Origin of the sequence: Flavobacterium sp. (assembly GCF_044341265.1) — a bacterium.
Taxonomy (GTDB): Bacteria; Bacteroidota; Bacteroidia; order Flavobacteriales; family Flavobacteriaceae; genus Flavobacterium.
The window spans coordinates 1-18,004 of sequence record NZ_JBIISA010000020.1 but is presented as its reverse complement, the minus strand read 5'-3'; the positions used below and the strand labels follow the sequence as shown (position 1 = coordinate 18,004).

Annotated in this window: 15 protein-coding genes; 8 read left to right on the top strand and 7 right to left on the bottom strand. The window is 30.7% G+C overall.

Annotation, left to right across the window (positions count from 1 at the left end; genetic code table 11):
* Positions 1–40 precede the first annotated feature (40 nt).
* The 4 genes from ACIQ06_RS10500 to ACIQ06_RS10485 all read right to left on the bottom strand — a co-directional run bounded on the left by ACIQ06_RS10500 (position 41) and on the right by ACIQ06_RS10485 (position 5,526).
* Positions 41–1,702 (bottom strand): HEAT repeat domain-containing protein, encoded by a 1,662-nt coding sequence (locus tag ACIQ06_RS10500; RefSeq protein ID WP_396146132.1) that lies wholly within the window; start codon positions 1,700–1,702, stop codon positions 41–43.
* Positions 1,703–1,883: 181 nt separating this feature from the next.
* Positions 1,884–2,648 (bottom strand): carboxypeptidase-like regulatory domain-containing protein, encoded by a 765-nt coding sequence (locus ACIQ06_RS10495; protein WP_396146130.1) that lies wholly within the window; start codon positions 2,646–2,648, stop codon positions 1,884–1,886.
* 163 nt (positions 2,649–2,811) lie between these two features.
* Positions 2,812–4,785, bottom strand: a complete 1,974-nt coding sequence (locus ACIQ06_RS10490; RefSeq protein WP_396146128.1) for a DEAD/DEAH box helicase — start codon at positions 4,783–4,785, stop codon at positions 2,812–2,814.
* Positions 4,786–4,956: 171 nt separating this feature from the next.
* On the bottom strand, positions 4,957–5,526 hold the full coding sequence (locus tag ACIQ06_RS10485; RefSeq protein WP_396146126.1) for a non-canonical purine NTP diphosphatase: 570 nt from the start codon (positions 5,524–5,526) through the stop codon (positions 4,957–4,959).
* Positions 5,527–5,934: 408 nt separating this feature from the next.
* On the opposite strand from ACIQ06_RS10485, the gene ACIQ06_RS10480 reads away from it, so the two are divergent.
* Positions 5,935–7,194, top strand: coding sequence for an aminotransferase class I/II-fold pyridoxal phosphate-dependent enzyme (locus ACIQ06_RS10480; protein WP_396146124.1), 1,260 nt, complete (start codon positions 5,935–5,937; stop codon positions 7,192–7,194).
* A 55-nt stretch (positions 7,195–7,249) separates the two neighbouring features.
* Here the strand turns inward: ACIQ06_RS10480 and ACIQ06_RS10475 are convergent, their stop codons facing one another.
* Both ACIQ06_RS10475 and ACIQ06_RS10470 read right to left on the bottom strand, forming a co-directional pair.
* A complete protein-coding gene (locus ACIQ06_RS10475) occupies positions 7,250–8,368 on the bottom strand; it encodes a GTP cyclohydrolase (protein WP_396146122.1) in 1,119 nt (372 codons plus the stop codon).
* A gap of 6 nt (positions 8,369–8,374) precedes the next feature.
* Complete coding sequence (locus tag ACIQ06_RS10470; protein ID WP_396146120.1) at positions 8,375–9,349, bottom strand: transporter; 975 nt, start codon at positions 9,347–9,349, stop codon at positions 8,375–8,377.
* Positions 9,350–9,470: 121 nt separating this feature from the next.
* On the opposite strand from ACIQ06_RS10470, the gene ACIQ06_RS10465 reads away from it, so the two are divergent.
* The 6 genes from ACIQ06_RS10465 to ACIQ06_RS10440 all read left to right on the top strand — a co-directional run bounded on the left by ACIQ06_RS10465 (position 9,471) and on the right by ACIQ06_RS10440 (position 15,686).
* Positions 9,471–9,731 carry a DUF4834 domain-containing protein gene (locus tag ACIQ06_RS10465; RefSeq protein WP_298302337.1) on the top strand — a complete coding sequence of 87 codons (261 nt, stop codon included), beginning with the start codon at positions 9,471–9,473 and terminating at the stop codon, positions 9,729–9,731.
* 64 nt (positions 9,732–9,795) lie between these two features.
* The gene (locus ACIQ06_RS10460; protein ID WP_396146117.1) at positions 9,796–12,246 is read left to right on the top strand and encodes a YfhO family protein; all 2,451 of its coding nucleotides are present in this window, start codon (positions 9,796–9,798) and stop codon (positions 12,244–12,246) included.
* 40 nt (positions 12,247–12,286) lie between these two features.
* Positions 12,287–12,445, top strand: a complete 159-nt coding sequence (locus ACIQ06_RS10455; RefSeq protein ID WP_298302331.1) for a hypothetical protein — start codon at positions 12,287–12,289, stop codon at positions 12,443–12,445.
* A gap of 4 nt (positions 12,446–12,449) precedes the next feature.
* Positions 12,450–12,917 carry a nucleotidyltransferase gene (locus tag ACIQ06_RS10450; RefSeq protein WP_298302328.1) on the top strand — a complete coding sequence of 156 codons (468 nt, stop codon included), beginning with the start codon at positions 12,450–12,452 and terminating at the stop codon, positions 12,915–12,917.
* A 2-nt stretch (positions 12,918–12,919) separates the two neighbouring features.
* Positions 12,920–14,218: a glycosyltransferase family 4 protein gene (locus tag ACIQ06_RS10445; protein ID WP_396146114.1), complete on the top strand. Its 1,299-nt coding sequence runs from the start codon at positions 12,920–12,922 to the stop codon at positions 14,216–14,218.
* Positions 14,219–14,225: 7 nt separating this feature from the next.
* Complete coding sequence (locus ACIQ06_RS10440; protein ID WP_396146112.1) at positions 14,226–15,686, top strand: polysaccharide biosynthesis C-terminal domain-containing protein; 1,461 nt, start codon at positions 14,226–14,228, stop codon at positions 15,684–15,686.
* 107 nt (positions 15,687–15,793) lie between these two features.
* Here the strand turns inward: ACIQ06_RS10440 and ACIQ06_RS10435 are convergent, their stop codons facing one another.
* Complete coding sequence (locus ACIQ06_RS10435; protein WP_396146110.1) at positions 15,794–16,408, bottom strand: hypothetical protein; 615 nt, start codon at positions 16,406–16,408, stop codon at positions 15,794–15,796.
* A gap of 255 nt (positions 16,409–16,663) precedes the next feature.
* Here ACIQ06_RS10435 and ACIQ06_RS10430 point away from each other — a divergent pair, with 255 nt between their 5' ends.
* Entirely contained in the window at positions 16,664–17,860 is a 1,197-nt protein-coding gene (locus ACIQ06_RS10430; protein WP_396146108.1) for a M28 family peptidase, read from the top strand.
* The last annotated feature ends 144 nt before the right edge of the window (positions 17,861–18,004 follow it).

Here is an 18,004-nt window from a genome sequence, read left to right as displayed (position 1 = left end):
CACCATTTCTTGTAACAGCTTTTGTGTGCTGTATTTTTATTTAATTCCACTTTTTTAATAATTCATTTACAAGTTCTTTTACTGCTTCTTCATTACTATTTAAAAATGTTTCAATTTCCTTTTTTGCTTTTTCTCCTCGAATCATTGCCAATGCTTCCAAGTATGTTCTTGAGTTTAAATCACTTTCTTTTCTGGTTTCTTCACAAACTTTAATGAGCAAATCAACTGAACTAATGTCTTTTAGTCTTCCTAATCCTAAAGCAACATTATATCTAATTGAAAAATCTGAGTTCTCATTTTTTAGAATTTTTTTGAAAAGCTCTTTATGTTTTTCTAAAGGATAATTTGCCAAATACTCAATTGAGCTTCTTTCCCAATCTAAATCTTGACCACTATTTTTATATATTTTTTCAAATGTACTTTGTTGATTATTTATATTATTTTCAATAAGTAAATTTACTAAAGCAGTTGTTCTGTATTCTTCATCACTTATTAAATTAGGCAAAATGTCAATTATTTTTTGACTCTTATTTCCTTTTAGAGCATCAGCACTCCAATATCTTATAGAAGAGTTTTGATGCTTTAAAAATCTAATTAAAATATTAGTGCTTTCAATATCATTTCTTCCTTGTAAGGCTCTAACTAATTCTTCAATTATTTTTTCGCTTTTGCATTCTATTAAAGTATTTTGAATATTTTGTAATAATTCGTCAGAATAAATCAAACGATTATTAGGAACGGAAAAATAATAATCATTTGACACCTTTTTAGTTTTTAATAATTCTAACCAAAACTTTAAGTTTTCAATTTTCTTTGATTCAAAAAAGCAATCTAACAATTCATCTGAAATACTATCTTTTTGAGTTGTTAACATTTTTAGATATTCATTATCACTATTTGTTGGGCTATTGGCTAAAGCTTCTAAAGCAATTTTTCTTGTTTTATCATTATCTAAAAAAGGCTTGAAAGTTTCTAATAAATTCCCTATTTGAAGTTCTTTTACTGTATAAATTGCGTAACCTTTTATATTCATATCCCAATTTTGAACAGCTTCTAAAACAAGCTTCTCTGTTTTAGGATTTTTCCCTGTTTGAGATAGTATTTGTATTGCTAAAATTTTAGCTTTTAAATTTTCACTATTATATCTTTTGTATGCTGTTTCTTGCAAACTATTTTTGTCTAATTTAATGAATAAAGGAAGCATATGAGCATCTCCAAAATCTTCATTTTCTACTAAAAAATCAAATATTTCTGTAGTATGTTTAGTTTTTAAATTCAGCAATGACATTCCGCACCAAATTAAATTCCCTTTTTCTTTTTCAGATTTTAATTTGTTGAGTAAAACTTCTTCTTTTGCTGTGTCATTTGAAGCTCCAATGATTAAATATGAAAATAATCGTCGAAAAGAATTATCTGAATTCAACATATTATCTATGTTCTCTTTATATAAATTATCATTTTTAAAATCGCTCAAAGGAAAAGTAGATAAAGATTCACCTTTTAAGTTTGAAGTTAGTTGTGTAATATCACTTTGTGGTGTTAATAGGTGAGGATATTTTGAAAATAAATCATTTAGATTTTTTTCATTAAATGCTTTGTCTAAAGACAATTTGAAATCATTTTTAAAATTCGTTAAATCTTGACTTTGAACTTTTGCGTAAAAAGTCAAAAGAAAAATTGTAATAATTATTTTTATTTTCATTTGTGTTTTTTTTCGTCATTTCGGAGAATATAGCACGCAATTAGTATATAGTATGCGTAAACAAACATTTACAACTACTCATAAATGTTTGAATGTATCAGTAAATATAAAAAAATCCTCAATCGTTTTTATAATTAAGGATTTAAAGTTTTTGTATATTTTAAGTATTCTGAAAAGAATTTTATTTTTTTAAGACTTTGTATTGCTCATAGCATTGACTTATGGCATCCAAAATCTGTAAATCGTTTGCTGTTTGTATAAATGCTTCAGAGTAGCTGCAATGTTGGAGAATTTCTGCAATTTCATTCTTAGTTACTCCTAATAAAATGCAAATGGTTTCTCTGTCGAATTTGGTTTCAAGAAGATTTTTTACCGTATCGTCTTTCTTCATTTCCTTTAACCTGCGGAGTTCTTTAGGTTTTTTTCCAAAGAAATTGTACAACATATCGGCAGGATTGAAAATAGAATTCATCACACGTGAAAACGCATTTGGTGAACGTTCACCCATTTCATAAGCTGCAGGAAGTCCAGAAATGCTATAACGGAAATTTTCTTCTTCAGGAATAAGTTTTGAGTCAACTTCTAGATATCCTGTAAGGTTGTAGCGTTTTATTTTTACTTCTTCAAGTGCAATGGCTTTTTCAGTAAGTATTAATTTGGCTGTACCGTTTTTAATCCAGTCATTCGTTACTCTAACTCTCAAAGACTGAAAACCAATCATGGTGATGTGAAGCGTGTCATTTACATCGGCATCAATTTCAAAAGCACCTTTTGTATCGGTTGTAGAACCTTTTACTTTATTGATATTTATTATGTTAGCATTGGGTAATGCTAAAGAAGTTGTTCCGTTTATTACTGTTCCATACACTTTCTTCTTCGTCAAAAGCTCTTGCGAAAAAGCATTTGAGTTGAAAAGGAAGAGTAAAATTAGAGCAAAATATCTCATGTGTTTGTTTGAAAGTTTAAAAGTATAAAACTCTTAAAGAATTTCGATAGGTTTTGTAAATTATTATAAGAAAATTAACAATCCAATAAAATTACAAAAAAAATTCCAAATCCCAATAGTAATCATTGGAATTTGGAATTTAATATTTGTTATTTAAAAAAGCTTAGCTTCTTCTTGGTCTTCTTACTTTAGCTGCGTCAAAAGAACGACTTGCTGGTCTATCAGAACTTTCGTCAGAACGTCTTGGAGCTCTTTCTTCTCTTTGAGCAGAACCTGGTTCTCTTCTTGGAGCTGAACTTCTTTCACTTCTAAAACCGCCTTCTCTTGCTGGTCTGTCCGATGAAAATCCACCTTCACGTTTTGGAGCCGAACTTCTGTCTCCGCCACTTCTTGGTCCGAAACTTCCAGAACCTCTTCTTTCGCCACCAGAATTTCTATCGCCTCTAAAACCACCTGAGCTTCTTCCGCCACCGAAACCGCCGCCACTTCTTCCGTTATGGTCACGTCTTTCACGGCTTCCGCCATCGTTTTTAGAAATTTCAACGTTGATTCTTCTTCCGTTAAGGTCAAATCCGTTAAGAACTGACATCACTTTATCCGTATGTTCTCCGTCAGTGTTAAAGAAAGAGAAACCTTCTTTTACATCAACTTTAAACACGTCATCACGACCTAAATCTAATGTTTCTTTTAAGAAATCTTTCAATTGCATCCAATCAAAATCGTCTCTAGAACCAATGTTTACGAAATATCTAACTGGATCACCAGCTCTAATTTCTCTTGGCTCTGAACTTCTTTCGCTTCTTTCACTACCTTTTTCACCTGATAAATCACGTTTCTTTTTGTAGTAATTGATGAATCTGTTGAATTCTACAGAAACCATTTTCTTGATTAATTCTTCTTTAGTTAAACCATCAAGAACTTCGTTGATTGCCGGTAAATAGTTGTCTATTTCGTGGTCAACTTCAGTATCTTTAATTTTATTAGCTAAGTGCAACAATTGAATTTCGCAAATTTCCATTCCAGAAGGAATCGTTTTTTCTTGAAATTTTTGTTGGATGATTCTTTCGATTGACGAAATTTTACGAATCTCACTTTTTGTGATGATTACGATAGAAGTTCCTAATTTACCAGCACGACCAGTACGACCTGAACGGTGGTTATAAGTTTCAATTTCGTCTGGTAATTGATAATTTACTACGTGAGTAATGTTATCAACGTCAATTCCACGAGCTGCAACGTCTGTCGCAACAAGCATTTGAATTTGACGACCTCTAAAAGATTTCATTACACCATCACGTTGCGCTTGAGATAAATCTCCGTGCAATGCAGCAGCACTGTAACCATCTTCAATTAATTTTTCTGCAACTGCTTGCGTGTCACGTTTTGTTCTACAAAAAACTACAGAAAAAATATCTGGATTAGCATCGGCTAAACGTTTTAAAGCTTCGTAACGGTCACGAGCGTTCACACAATAAAATTCGTGAGAAACAGTCGCTGAACCTGAATTTTTGCTACCAACAGTAACTTCTGCTGGATCGTGCATAAATTTCTTTGCAATTCTTGCTACTTCTGCAGGCATTGTTGCAGAGAATAACCAAGTATTTTTTTCGTCTGGAGTATCCGATAAAATGGATACGATGTCTTCATAAAAACCCATGTTCAACATCTCATCTGCTTCGTCAAGAATACAAAAGTTGATGTTTTTGATGTTTACAAGACCACGATTAATCATGTCTTGCATTCTTCCGGGAGTTGCTACAATAATTTGAGCACCTCTTTTAATTTCTCGGGCTTGTTCTGTAATGCTTGCACCACCATAAACTGCCACTGTATGTAAACCTTTTACATATTTAGAGTATTGTTTAATCTCGTTGGTGATTTGTAAGCATAGCTCACGCGTTGGGGATAAAATTAACGCTTGTGTACTTCTGTCTTCGGCATCGATTTTTTGGATTAGCGGAAAACCAAATGCTGCTGTTTTCCCTGTTCCTGTTTGTGCTAAAGCTACTAAGTCTGTGTTTTTTTCCAATAAGACTGGAATGGCTTTTTCTTGCACTTCTGACGGATTCTCAAATCCTAGATCTTTGATCGCCAGCAGTAACGACTCATTCAGACCTAATTGTTCAAATTTATTCATAAAGTATTTTAAATTGGGTGCAAAGGTAGTCTTTAAATATCATATAGCCTAATTTGTTAGTTATTGATAATTAATTAGTTATAATTTATTTAAAGCGATAGTTTTGGTATTCAGTCGAGATTTAAGGATTTAGTTACTGCTTTTATTAAAAAATTTGAGTGCGACTGCCAACTATTTCAAGAACTCAATTAACTGTTTCACTGCAATTCCGCGATGACTAATATTTGATTTTTCTTCGATAGAAAGTTCTGCGAAGGTCTTTGTATAGTCATTTGCTACAAAAATGGGATCGTAACCAAAGCCATTGTTTCCAATTTTTTCTTCAATGATTTTTCCGTTAATGATTCCGGTGAAAAGATGTTGTTTGCCTTTATAATTCAAACAAATAACAGTTTTGAAATTGGCTTTTCTGTTGGTTTTATCTTTAAGATTTGATAATAATTTATTCATATTATTATCATCGTTTTTAGGTTCACCTGCATACCTAGCAGAAAAAACACCAGGTTCGCCATTTAATGCATCGACCTCCAAACCTGAATCGTCTGCAAAGCAATCATATCCATATTTCTCTGTAACATAATTAGCTTTTAAAATGGCGTTTCCTTCAATAGTGTCAGCAGTTTCTGGAATTTCTTCTGTGCAACCGATATCTTCCAAACTTAAAATTTCAATTGAAGTTGGGACTAAAAGTTGGATTTCTTTAATTTTATTTTTGTTGTTGGAGGCAAAGACTAGTTTCATGTGTAAATTATTAAAATACAAATTTATATTTCTTATTTGAAAAAACACGTAAAACTACGCTATTCTATTTCAAAAATGGAACTTAAATTTGTCCCAAGTAGTTAGGTTAATTTTTTGTTATACAGAGGATTTTTAAAATTCTACAAGTTTTAGCAAAAAAAATAATAATTCCTTGATGCCACATTCTTCGTTTAGATTTTTTCTAAGGTATAAATTGATTTGGGGTCTTTTTTATTCACAAGGTATTAAAGGAGTTATTAGAATTAAATGTGAGAAAAAGCAGCTTTTTATAGCTGCTTTTTTGATTATTATGTAATTTTTAATGTCATTTAAAATTGATATAAATATTTCTAAACCAATAAAAAAATAATCACTACTTTTGCATCGTTTTTTAACAACATATTTATCATGGTAAAAGATTTATTTGAAAGAATACAAAATAATAAAGGACCATTAGGAAAATGGGCTTCACAAGCAGAAGGATACTTTGTGTTTCCTAAACTAGAAGGAGAATTAGGTCCAAGAATGCAATTTCAAGGAAAAGATATTTTAAACTGGAGTTTGAACGACTATTTAGGTCTTGCTAATCATCCAGAAGTAAGAAAAGCAGATGCTGATGCAGCCATTCTATATGGTGCAGCTTACCCAATGGGAGCAAGAATGATGAGTGGTCATACCAATGCTCACGAACAATTAGAGAATGAATTAGCCGCTTTCGTAATGAAAGAATCTGCCTATTTATTGAATTTTGGTTACCAAGGAATTATGTCTTGTATTGATGCGTTGGTTACTAAAAATGACGTAATTGTTTATGATGTTGATGCGCATGCCTGTATCATTGATGGTGTACGTTTACATATGGGAAAACGTTTTACTTACCGTCACAATGACATTGAAAGCATGGAGAAAAATCTTCAACGTGCTACAAAATTAGCTGAAGAAACTGGTGGTGGTATTTTATTTATCACTGAAGGAGTTTTCGGAATGCGTGGTCAACAAGGAAAGTTGAAAGAAATTGTAGAGATGAAAAAGAAATACAATTTCCGTTTATTAGTTGATGATGCTCATGGTTTTGGTACTTTAGGTAAAACTGGGGCTGGAGCAGGAGAAGAGCAAGGTTGTCAAGATGGAATTGATGTTTATTTTTCGACTTTTGCAAAATCAATGGCGAGTATTGGTGCTTTCTTAGCTGCTGATAAAGATATTATTGACTATTTAAAATATAATTTACGTTCACAAATGTTTGCTAAAGCATTGCCAATGATACAAACAGTTGGTGCTTTAAAACGTTTGGAATTGTTACGTAAATCATCTGAATTGAAAGATAAACTTTGGGAAAACGTAAATGCTTTACAAGGTGGATTAAAAGCTAAAGGCTTTAATATTGGTGATACAAATACATGTGTAACTCCTGTTTACCTTGAAGGTTCAATTCCTGAAGCAATGATTATGGTGAATGACTTGAGAGAAAATTATGGTATCTTCTTGTCAATTGTAGTTTACCCTGTAATTCCAAAAGGAATAATTTTACTAAGAATGATTCCTACAGCTTCTCACACATTAGCTGATATTGATGAAACGTTAGCAGCATTTGAAGCTATCCGTGAAAAATTAGTAAACGGAACTTATGCTAAAATTGCAGAGGCAAGTGTTGAAAATGTAGAATAACTTTTTACAATATATTTCATAAAAAAATCCATCAGCAATGATGGATTTTTTGTTTCTATAAATCAATTTTATAAGTTCTACGTCTTCTGAAAATCACAGGATCAAAATGTTTCCATATTTGATGAATGGCTGTATTGTCTTCAAGTTCAGGAGTTCTTATGCAGTTTTTAATTCCTTTTTCAGTAAATGTATTGTAACATTCATTAAAAATTATTGCAGTTACACCTTTGTTTTGATATTCTGGTAAAACTCCAATTAAGTAGAATAATACGTCTTTACTTTCTCTTTTAGCTTTTAATAAATGATAAAATCCAAAAGGAAATAATTTACCGTTTGCTTTTTTCAATGCTTCCGAAAAACTTGGCATTACAATACTAAATGCAACCATTTTATCGTCTTTGTCTAAAACAAATTTGATGTATTCTGGATTAATAAAACTAATGTATTTCTTTTTGAAATATTCTTTCTGAACTTCTGTAATTGCTACAAACGAAGATAAACTTGCATACGATTCATTAAAAACATCAAACATCTCATCAACATAAGGCATGATGTCTTTTGTTTTAGTAAAATTAACTGGTTTAAGTTGATAGCGTTTCTTAATTAGCTCTTGAATTTTAAAGAAAAACTCTGGTTTTACATTTTCAAAAGGAAATTTATTTTCGAGATATTCTTTCTCTTTAACATATCCTAATTGTTCCAAATGCTCTTTATAATAAGGATAATTGTACCAAGTTATCATAGAACCCATTTCGTCAAAACCTTCGGTTAGAACGCCAACTTTATCCAAATTTGAAAATCCCATCGGACCTTCAACATATTCCAAATTGTTTTTTCTTCCTAATTCATATACTTTTTCAAGTAAGGCTTTTGTTACTTCTATATCATCAATAACGTCCCACCAACCAAAACGAACTTTCTTTTTTTGTTGGTCCTTTACTTCATCCCAATTAATAATTGCGGATATTCTTCCAACTATTTTATTGTCTTTGTAGGCAATATAAAAATAGGCTTCAGCACTATGAAATGCAGGGTTTTTAGTTTTATCAAATGTTTCTAAATCATCTTGAATTAATGGCGGAACCCAATAAGGATGATTCTTGTATAATGAAAACGGAAACTTTACATAGTCTTTTAATAACGCCTTAGTATTGGCTTCAATTATTGTAATCATTTTTGATTATGGTTTTTCAACTTGAACTTCGTCTAGACGCTTTTTCTTTTTATCTTTTTCTTTGTCTTTTTTACTCTTGTCTTTCTTTTTGTCACCTTTTGGAGCTCTAATCATAACGTCTTTGTAATTAGTTGTAGAACGCCAAGAAAGTCCAAATCCAGCAAATAAAAAATCAGGTGTTGTTTTGAAGTTTTTACTCACATAAGCATCAACTTGAAGGTTATCGTTTACTAAATAAGCTGCTCCTGTAGAGAAGAAACCATCGGCATAATAATCACCTTGAAGTCCTTTATTTTCAAGATAGGCTGACCATTTATCATTAAATCCTTTTGTTAACGTTGCGATATAACCAAGTGTTTGATTGTTAGTTCCAACTTTATCAATAAAGACGTTTGTAACAAAAACCCATGCTCCTGGAAAAATTTGTTGTGTAATCAACATACCTTTCGGACTAATTCTACTAATTTCCTCACCACCAAAATAAAATGGATTGGAACTAAAATTCAAATTGGCACCGGCATAAACAGAAACAGCAGGAATTAATTGACGCCATTTAAACCTATGATTGGCTTTCCAACTGTATAAATTTACTTTCTCTTCATAATTTTTAAACGGATCGAATACCAAATATTTTAAACCAAGTGTTGACGATTTTAATCCTTTTCTAGTAATTTCTGTAAAATCATCAGCAGTGTAAGTGTCATTTTGATAGTTTAACTCTAAAATAGCTTCAAGTTGTTCTTTAAAAAAGCCATATCTTACATTAAAATCTCCACTGAATCCAGTAGCACTATAATCTAAAATACTATGCTTTTCATTAACATAACTCAAACCAGATTCAATTTGAATTACAGTTTTTCCAACAGCAAATGCCGACATAGACTCTCCAGGACGATTTGAATTAATAACATCTGTGTGTTGTGCATTAATTTTCGTAATCGCTGTAAGTACAATAAAAAGAGCAAAAAGATTTATTTTCATTTTATGTGAGTTTGCTATTTTGATTTAGAAATTCAAATGTACTATTAATTTATTATTTATTTAAGAGCTAATGCTAATTTTGAATGTGGGAATTTAGTATTTTTGACAAAATTTTTATTTTATGCAAGAAGCAGATTTTCGAGGTGTTGTAAAAATGTTATTTTATTTAATAGCTATTTATTACATTATTAAGTTTTTAGCACGTTTATTTTTACCAGTGATTGCTAAAAAAGTGGTTGAAAAAGCAACCCAACAGTTTCAAGAACAAGCACAGCAACAAAATCAACAATATCAAGATAATTACAATACATCAACAAAAAGCGATAAACCTCGTGAAACAAAAAAAGTTGGTGAATATATTGATTATGAAGAAGTTGATTAACTAAATTGTTTAAAGTTAGAATGTTTAAAATCTAACATCTAATATCAAAAATCTAATATTTAAAATGAAGCAACTTCAAAAATTATATCCTCATATACTTGCCATTGGTGGTTTTATTCTAATTGCGTTAATTTATTTTTATCCTGTATTGCAAGGAAAAAAGATATCTCAATCAGATATTGTGCAATATACGGCTATGGCTAAAGAGCAAAATGACTTTAGAGCATCTGAAAACGCTGAACCCTATTGGACCAATTCCGCTTTTGGAGGAATGCCAACGTATCAATTGGGAGCAAAATATCCAAATGATTTTATTGGTCATATAGATGATGCATTACGTTTTTTACCTCGTCCAGCCGATTATTTGTTTCTATATTTCTTAGGATTTTATGGATTAATGTTGGTCTTGAAAATCGATCCATTAAAAGCTTTTTTCGGAGCTTTGGCTTTTGGATTTTCTACTTATTTGATAATTATTCTTGGCGTTGGACATAATGCTAAAGCACATGCAATAGCCTATATGCCATTGGTTGTTGCAGGTGTAATCATGGTTTTTCAGAAAAGATTTTTCTATGGAGGAATGCTGACCATGTTTGCTGTTGCCTTAGAAATTAATGCCAATCACTTTCAAATGACGTATTATTTGTTGATTGTTCTTATTGGCTTAGGAATTTACTACTCTTATAAGTTTATTAAAAATAAAGATTTTAAAGGTTTATTAAATGTTGCTGGAACTTTTGCAGTTGCTCTAATTTTTGCAATTGGTTCGAATGCGACAAGTTTATTGGCTACAAAAGAATATGCCGATTTTAGTACAAGAGGAAAAAGCGACTTAAAATTACAACCAGACGGAACTAAAAAAGTAAGTACTTCTACATTAGATAAGGAATACATAAATGAATACAGTTATGGAATTGCAGAAAGTTTTAACCTAATTGCACCAAGACTTTTTGGAGGAGGAAGTGCAGAAGAGCTTGATGAGAATTCTGCAGTTTATGATTATATGTTAAAATATGGTGCTTCAGAAGGAGAAGCTAAACAGTTTACTTCGTATTATGCAAGAACTTATTGGGGTGAACAACCAAGTGTTGCAGCACCAGCCTACATTGGAGCGATAGTTTTCTTTTTGTTTGTTTTGGCAATGTTTCACGATAAGAGAAAACTTAAATATGTTTTTCTAGTAGGAGCAATCGTTTCATTGATGTTATCTTGGGGAAAAAACTTCTCAATTATTACCGATTTATTTATCGATTACATGCCAATGTATGATAAGTTTAGAGCGGTTTCTTCAATACAAGTTATTTTAGAATTGTGTATTCCTATTTTGGCTGTTATGGGACTTCATTCGTTTTTTACAACAAATAAAGAAAAACAGTGGAACAGTTTATGGAAAGCAGGTGCAACTTCATTAGGTTTAATAATAGTTTTATTTGTATGTAAAGGAGCATTTGATTTTGTAGGAACTATGGATGGCGATTTACGCCAAATGTTGAGTCAAAGTCAAGATAAATCGTTTGGAATTGGTTTTATAGATGCAGTTAGAGCCGATAGAAGAACTATGTATTCGGCAGATTTACTTCGTTCAGGATTCTTTATTGTTTTGGCTGCTTTAGTACTTTGGATGTATACCAAAAATAAAATGGCTCAATCTACAGCGATTATTCTTGTTGGAATTCTTATGGTTTCCGATTTGTTTTTTGTGGATAAAAAGTATGTTAGTAGTAGAGATTTTGTAAGCGCAAGAGAAGTGGATGTTCCATTTGAACCAACAACTTCCGATATGCAAATACTTCAAGATACAACACATTATAGAGTTTTAGAAGTTGAAGGAAATTTGTCAAGTGCTCGTGCGTCGTATTTTCACAAATCAATTGGTGGTTATAGTGCTGTTAAACCAAGAGCAATGCAAGAATTATTTGACTATCAAATTGCCAAAAACAACAAAGAGGTAATTGATATGTTGAATGTAAAATACATCATTCAAACAAACGAAAAAGGAGAAGAATTCCCAACATTAAATCCTGACGCTAATGGAAACGCTTGGTTTGTTTCAAAAATTCAAAGTGTAAATTCAGCTGATGAAGAAATGAAAGCTTTGAACGACTTAAATACAAAAGAAGTAGCTGTTAGAAGAAAGGAAAAAGATGATAAAAACTTTGATTTATCGTTGCCTTTCAAACTTGATAGTTTAGCAAAAATCAAACTAACATCTTATAAACCAAATCATCTGAAATACGTTTCAAATAATAAAAACAATGGTTTTGCTGTGTTTTCTGAAATGTATTACAAGAATGGTTGGATTGCAACTATTGACGGAAAAGAATCACCGATTTTAAGAGTAAATTACGCTTTAAGAGGATTAAACATTCCGGCAGGAAATCATAAAATTGAATTCAAGTTTGAGCCTCAAGTCGTAAAAACTGGAAGTATGATTGCTTTAGTTAGTTTTATTGGAATGATGTTACTTTTGGTTGGTGGAATATATTTAGATAGAAAGAAGAAAAAACAATTGTAAGGCTAAATTTTTGTAAATTTGATTATTAGTTTCAATAAAAATGGAAGCAAAAAAACTAAATCATGCTCATCCTTCTAAAATGGAAGAACGTTATCTAGATGAGATTAGAAAAATGACGCCTCAACAACGTTTTGAAAAATTGATGGCTATTATTGAGCTATCTTATCTTTTAAAAACTTCCAAAAAAATATCAAAGTAAGTAAATGAATAGTCAAATAATTGAAATTTGGAAGTATTTTTCTTTGAACAAAGTCAAATATTTGACCATTGGTGGTTTTGCCGTAAACATATATGGTTACGGAAGAAATACAGGTGATATTGATATCTTTATTGAAGATTCAATTGAAAATCGCGAGAATTTACGAGAAGCTTTGAAACAATCAGGAATTGGAGATTTTGAAAATATAAAGACTATGCAATTTATTCCAGGTTGGACCGATATTTCCTTAAATTTTAATCTGAGATTAGATATCATGACTTCTGTCAAAGGTTTAGAGAATCAAGATTTTCAAGAATTACTTGATAAAGCTTATGTTACTGAAATTAGTGGAATTCCTGTCTACTTTTTAGATTACGAAAACCTTATTAAAGCCAAAAAAGCTACCAATCGTCCTAAAGATATTTTAGATATTGAAGAGTTAGAAAAAATTAATAAAAATTCTAATTTATAATTTTGGAAGCGGAACAAAAAAAACTTTTAATCATAACCTACTATTGGCCTCCAGCTGGCGGACCAGGCGTACAACGTTGGTTGAAGTTTGTAAAATATTTGCCCGATTTTAATGTTCAACCCATAGTTTATATTCCTGAAAACCCAACTTATCCTATTGTTGATGAAGGTTTGATGAGTGAGGTTTCTGATAAAGCAATTATTTTAAGAAATAAAATATTCGAACCCTATCAATTAGCTGGATTTTTATCTAAAAAAGAAACCAAAAAAATAAGTTCAGGGATTATTCCAGCAGCTAAAAAGCAAAGTTTTGTTGAAAAAATGATGCTTTGGGTTCGAGGCAATTTATTCATACCTGATGCGCGTAAATTTTGGGTAAATCCTTCAGTGCAATATCTAAAAAAATACATTCAAGAAAATAATATTGATACTATTGTAACTTCTGGACCACCACATTCATTGCATTTAATTGGTTTGAAATTAAAACAAGAATTAGGAGTGAAGTGGTTTGCTGATTTTCGTGATCCTTGGACAACCATTGGTTATCATAAAGCATTAAAATTATCATCTTATTCAGATAAAAAGCACAAAGCATTAGAACATCAAGTTTTAACCACTGCTGACACTATTATAGTTACAAGCAAAACGACAAAAACAGAATTTCAAGCTATTACTAATAAACCAATTGAAGTTATCACAAATGGTTATGACGTAGAGAATGTTCCAAAACAAACTTTAGATGAAAAGTTTACGTTGGCACACATTGGTTCGTTTTTATCGGATAGAAATCCGAAAATTTTGTGGGAATCTTTAAAAGAATTGGTTTCCGAAAATGAAGTATTTAAAAATCATTTTCAGTTGAAACTTATTGGAAAAGTAAGTCAAGAAATTTTAGACTCAATTTCAGAATTTAAATTAGATGCTTATCTCAATAATTTAGGATATGTTTCTCATTCAGAAGCGATAAAACACCAAAAAGCTTCACAAGTATTATTGTTAATCGAGATTGATTCAGAAGAAACCAAAAGTATTATTCCAGGAAAATTATTTGAATACATGGTTTCTGAACGACCAATAATCGCCATCGGACCAAAAGATTCTGATTTTGCAGAAATCATTACGTCAACTAATACTGGTGTTTTCTTTACTTACAATGAAAAAGAGCGTTTGAAAAAGACTATTTTGTCTAATTTTGAGTTGTATTTAGATAATAAATTACAAGTTTACCCAGTTGGTTTACAACAATATTCTCGAAAGAGTTTGACCGAAAAACTCGCAAAACTCATAACTCAAAACTCATAACACCTCCATGGGAATAGTAATCAACCAATCGATCAAAAATGTTGTCATAACCTATATTGGTTTTGGAATTGGTGCAGCTAATGCCTTGTTTATGTATCCTCATTTTTTGGGCGAAGAGTATTATGGATTGACAGGTTATATTCTTTCAACTGCTAACGTTATTTTTCCTCTTTTGGCATTCGGTGTTCATAATACTTTGATTAAGTTTTTTACTCATTACAAAACCGATGACGAGAAAAGTTCTTTTTTAACTTTTGTATTAATATTACCACTTTTGTTAATCATCCCATTTTTACTAATTGGATTTTTTGGATACGATTGGATTGCTACTTTTTTATCAAAAAAAAACCCAATTGTATATGATTATGTATGGCAAATTCCAATAATTGGACTTTGTATGGGCTATTTTGAAATCTTTTATGCATGGGTAAAAGTGCATCTGCAATCGGTCATTGGTGGTTTTATTAAAGAAGTTTTGTTGCGAATTTTTATTTCAATTTTTTTGTTTGCCGTTTATTTCAAATGGATTACACCACTTGAATTTATTAATTCGTTAATGGGAATTTATTTGATAACTACTTTGGTAATGTTTTTTTATGCTATGAAAGTAAGGTCAATTACTTATAGTTTCAAAATACCGCATAATAGTAAAGAAGTTTTTATTTATTCCTTGTTTATAATTTTATCGGGAAGTATTGCAAACATGCTTTTAGACATTGATAAAACAATGATAAATCAATATATAAAAATTGAGAATATAGCTTATTATACTGTTGCAATTTTTATTGCTACCGTTATTGCGGTTCCTAGTAGAGCAATGCACCAAATTACCTATCCAATTACTGCAAAGTTGATGGCAGAAGATAAGCATGATGAGTTAAATGAGCTTTACAAAAAGACTTCTATAACATTACAAATAATAGGAGGATTGGTTTTAGTTGGTATTTTAGTCAATATCAATCAAATGTATTTGCTATTGCCTAAAAATTATAGTACAGGAATTTTTGTTGTTTTTACCATTGGAATATCAAAATATTTCGATTTGATATTAGGTAATAATAATGCTATCATTTTTAATTCTAAATATTATAAAGCAGTTCTTTTTTTAGGATTATTACTAGCTTTTTTAGCTATTTCACTAAACATGATTTTTATTCCAATATATGGAATTAACGGAGCTGCTATTGCAACTTTAATTTCGATTACACTATATAGTATAGCAAAACTACTTTTTGTGGTTTTGAAGATGAAATTATATCCATTTTCCAATCAAACTTTATATTGTTTAGGAGTTTTGATAGTAACATTCTTTCTTTTTTACTTTTGGGATTTTTCTTTTAATCCTATTGTAAATATTGTTTTGAAATCTATTTTAGTTTCGGTTTTTTATATTTTTATTAATTACAAGTTAAAGCTGTCTTCAGATTTTAATAATGTTATGAACTCAATTTTGAAGAAAGTAAGATAGATTCTGAAAATAAAATAGATTCTGAATCAAGTTCAGAATAAAAAAATCCTGCTTCATCTTCCCAGAATCCGCAGGATTTAAACAAACCTAACCAACCAATCAATCTTTTATTCTTTATCTTCTTTAGCAGCATCATCTTCTACTAAAGCTTTTGTTCCGTCTGTTCTGTAATAGTAGAAACCATTTCCGTTATTACCATTTCCATAAGTTGTTGCAGTAGCGTTATTGTTGTATATAAAACCACTATTTCTTTTCACTTGACCAATCATGTCGATTACTTCTCCACGACGGTTGTAAACAATTCTCATTCCACCTACTTGTGTAAGAGCAAATCTGTTGTATCTCATATATACTGAACCAATTCTACTAACTCTATCACGGCTATCGTAGTTGATGAAAGTGTTTCCAACTCTACGAACTCTACCAAAACTATCATGTTCAATTAAGACACCAAAGTTCACTGGATTGGTTCTATTTACTTCAGAAGTTCTCTTTCCTGCTAATCTATAGTGATGGTCTCCTTGAGAGTCATCTGGACGAGTATTAAAATCAAAGTCTCCATTGGTAAAAACGAAAAACTCAATGCCTCGTTCTGTAAATGAAATTGGTTCATCAAAATTACAACTTGCAGTTGTGTTGTGATTGAAACTTCTTGTTTCTTGTGCAATTGTTACACTTGTTGTTAACAAAATGCTTGCTACTAATAAAGTAATTGTTCTCATAATAAATCGTTTTAAAGCTTTTGCTTACTCGTTCGATTTTCAGCTTCTTCGATCAGATAATCTTTCTGATGTTTAGTACATTCCAACATGTGTGCCAAAGCCATTATAATGATTTGTCAACGATTTGTTAATGATTTTTAAGCTATTGAAAAACAATTTGTTATTTAATAATTAATGTCTAAAAAATTAATTTAGTAAGTAACCAAAATTTTATTACTTTTGATGCCATTATCCAAATAACTATCATTTTTTGTTATGAATTTCACAAAACGAAACCTACTATTAATTGTTTTTACTTTATTATTGACTACCAATTCATTTGGTCAAACGTTTGAACAAGCATATGCAAATGTTGTTAATCAATGTTCTCAAAGTAACATTACTACCAATTTAACCCAATATGAAGCTTTAGGCGTTAAGAGAAGAGGAACTCCGGCTTTACAAAACACTTTAGATTGGTTAAAAAATAAATACTTAAGTTATGGATATACTTCCAATCAACTTCAAGAATATTCTTATACTTACACTGGATCAACAGCAGTTTGTAAAAATTTAGTAGTAACAAAAATAGGAACTCTTTATCCGAATACATATCTAATCGTTTGTGGTCATTATGATTCAATTGTTGGAACAGGAACCAACGATAACGGAAGTGGAGTAGTTTCTATCCTTGAAATTGCAAGATTGTTGCAAAATGTACCAACAGAATATTCTATAAAATTCATTAATTTCAGTGGTGAAGAAGACGGATTACGAGGAAGTCAAAATTATGTTTCATCAATTGTAAACGGAACAACACCAAAAATGAACATTCGATTAGTTTTTAATCTTGATGAAGTAGGAGGAGTTGCTGGTATGGTAAATAACACAATAACTTGTGAAAGAGATACATCTTCACCAACAAGCAATAATGCTGCATCAAACACTTTTACTAATGAATTGATCAATTGTGTTGGTTTGTACACTTCTTTAGGAACGGTTTTATCTTATGCTTATGCCTCAGATTATATGCCATTTCAAAGCAATAATGAGGTTATTACAGGTTTTTTCGAAACAAACGAAACAACTCATAGGCATTCTGCAACCGATTTATTAGTAAATATGGATCCTGTTTATAATTATAATGTTGCCAAAGCTGCAATAGGAGCAACAATGCATTTTGCTAGAGCAAGTACAACAGTATTATCATTAGATGCTAATAGTTCTGATTTTAATGTAAGTTTCTTTCCAAATCCCACAAAAGATATTTTAAACATCAATTTAGGTTCGATTACAGAAACAAATTATACTTTTTCTTTAATAGATATCAACGGAAAAGAAGTCTTAAATAAGACACTTCAAAATGCAAAATTGATTGAATCTATTCCAGTTTCCAATTTGTCTAAAGGAATTTATTTAGGTGTTTTGAATTCTGGAGGTAAAAGAATTACAAAGAAAATAGTTATCGAGTAAAAAAAAATGGCTTCCGTAATAGGAGGGCACTGAAAAACATCGTTTATTTTGATTAGCACCGTTTTTTAGAGAATAAAAAAACGCTTATAGTAGGATTTTATACATCCGTTATAAGCGTTTTACTTTTTGCAACTGTTTTTTATT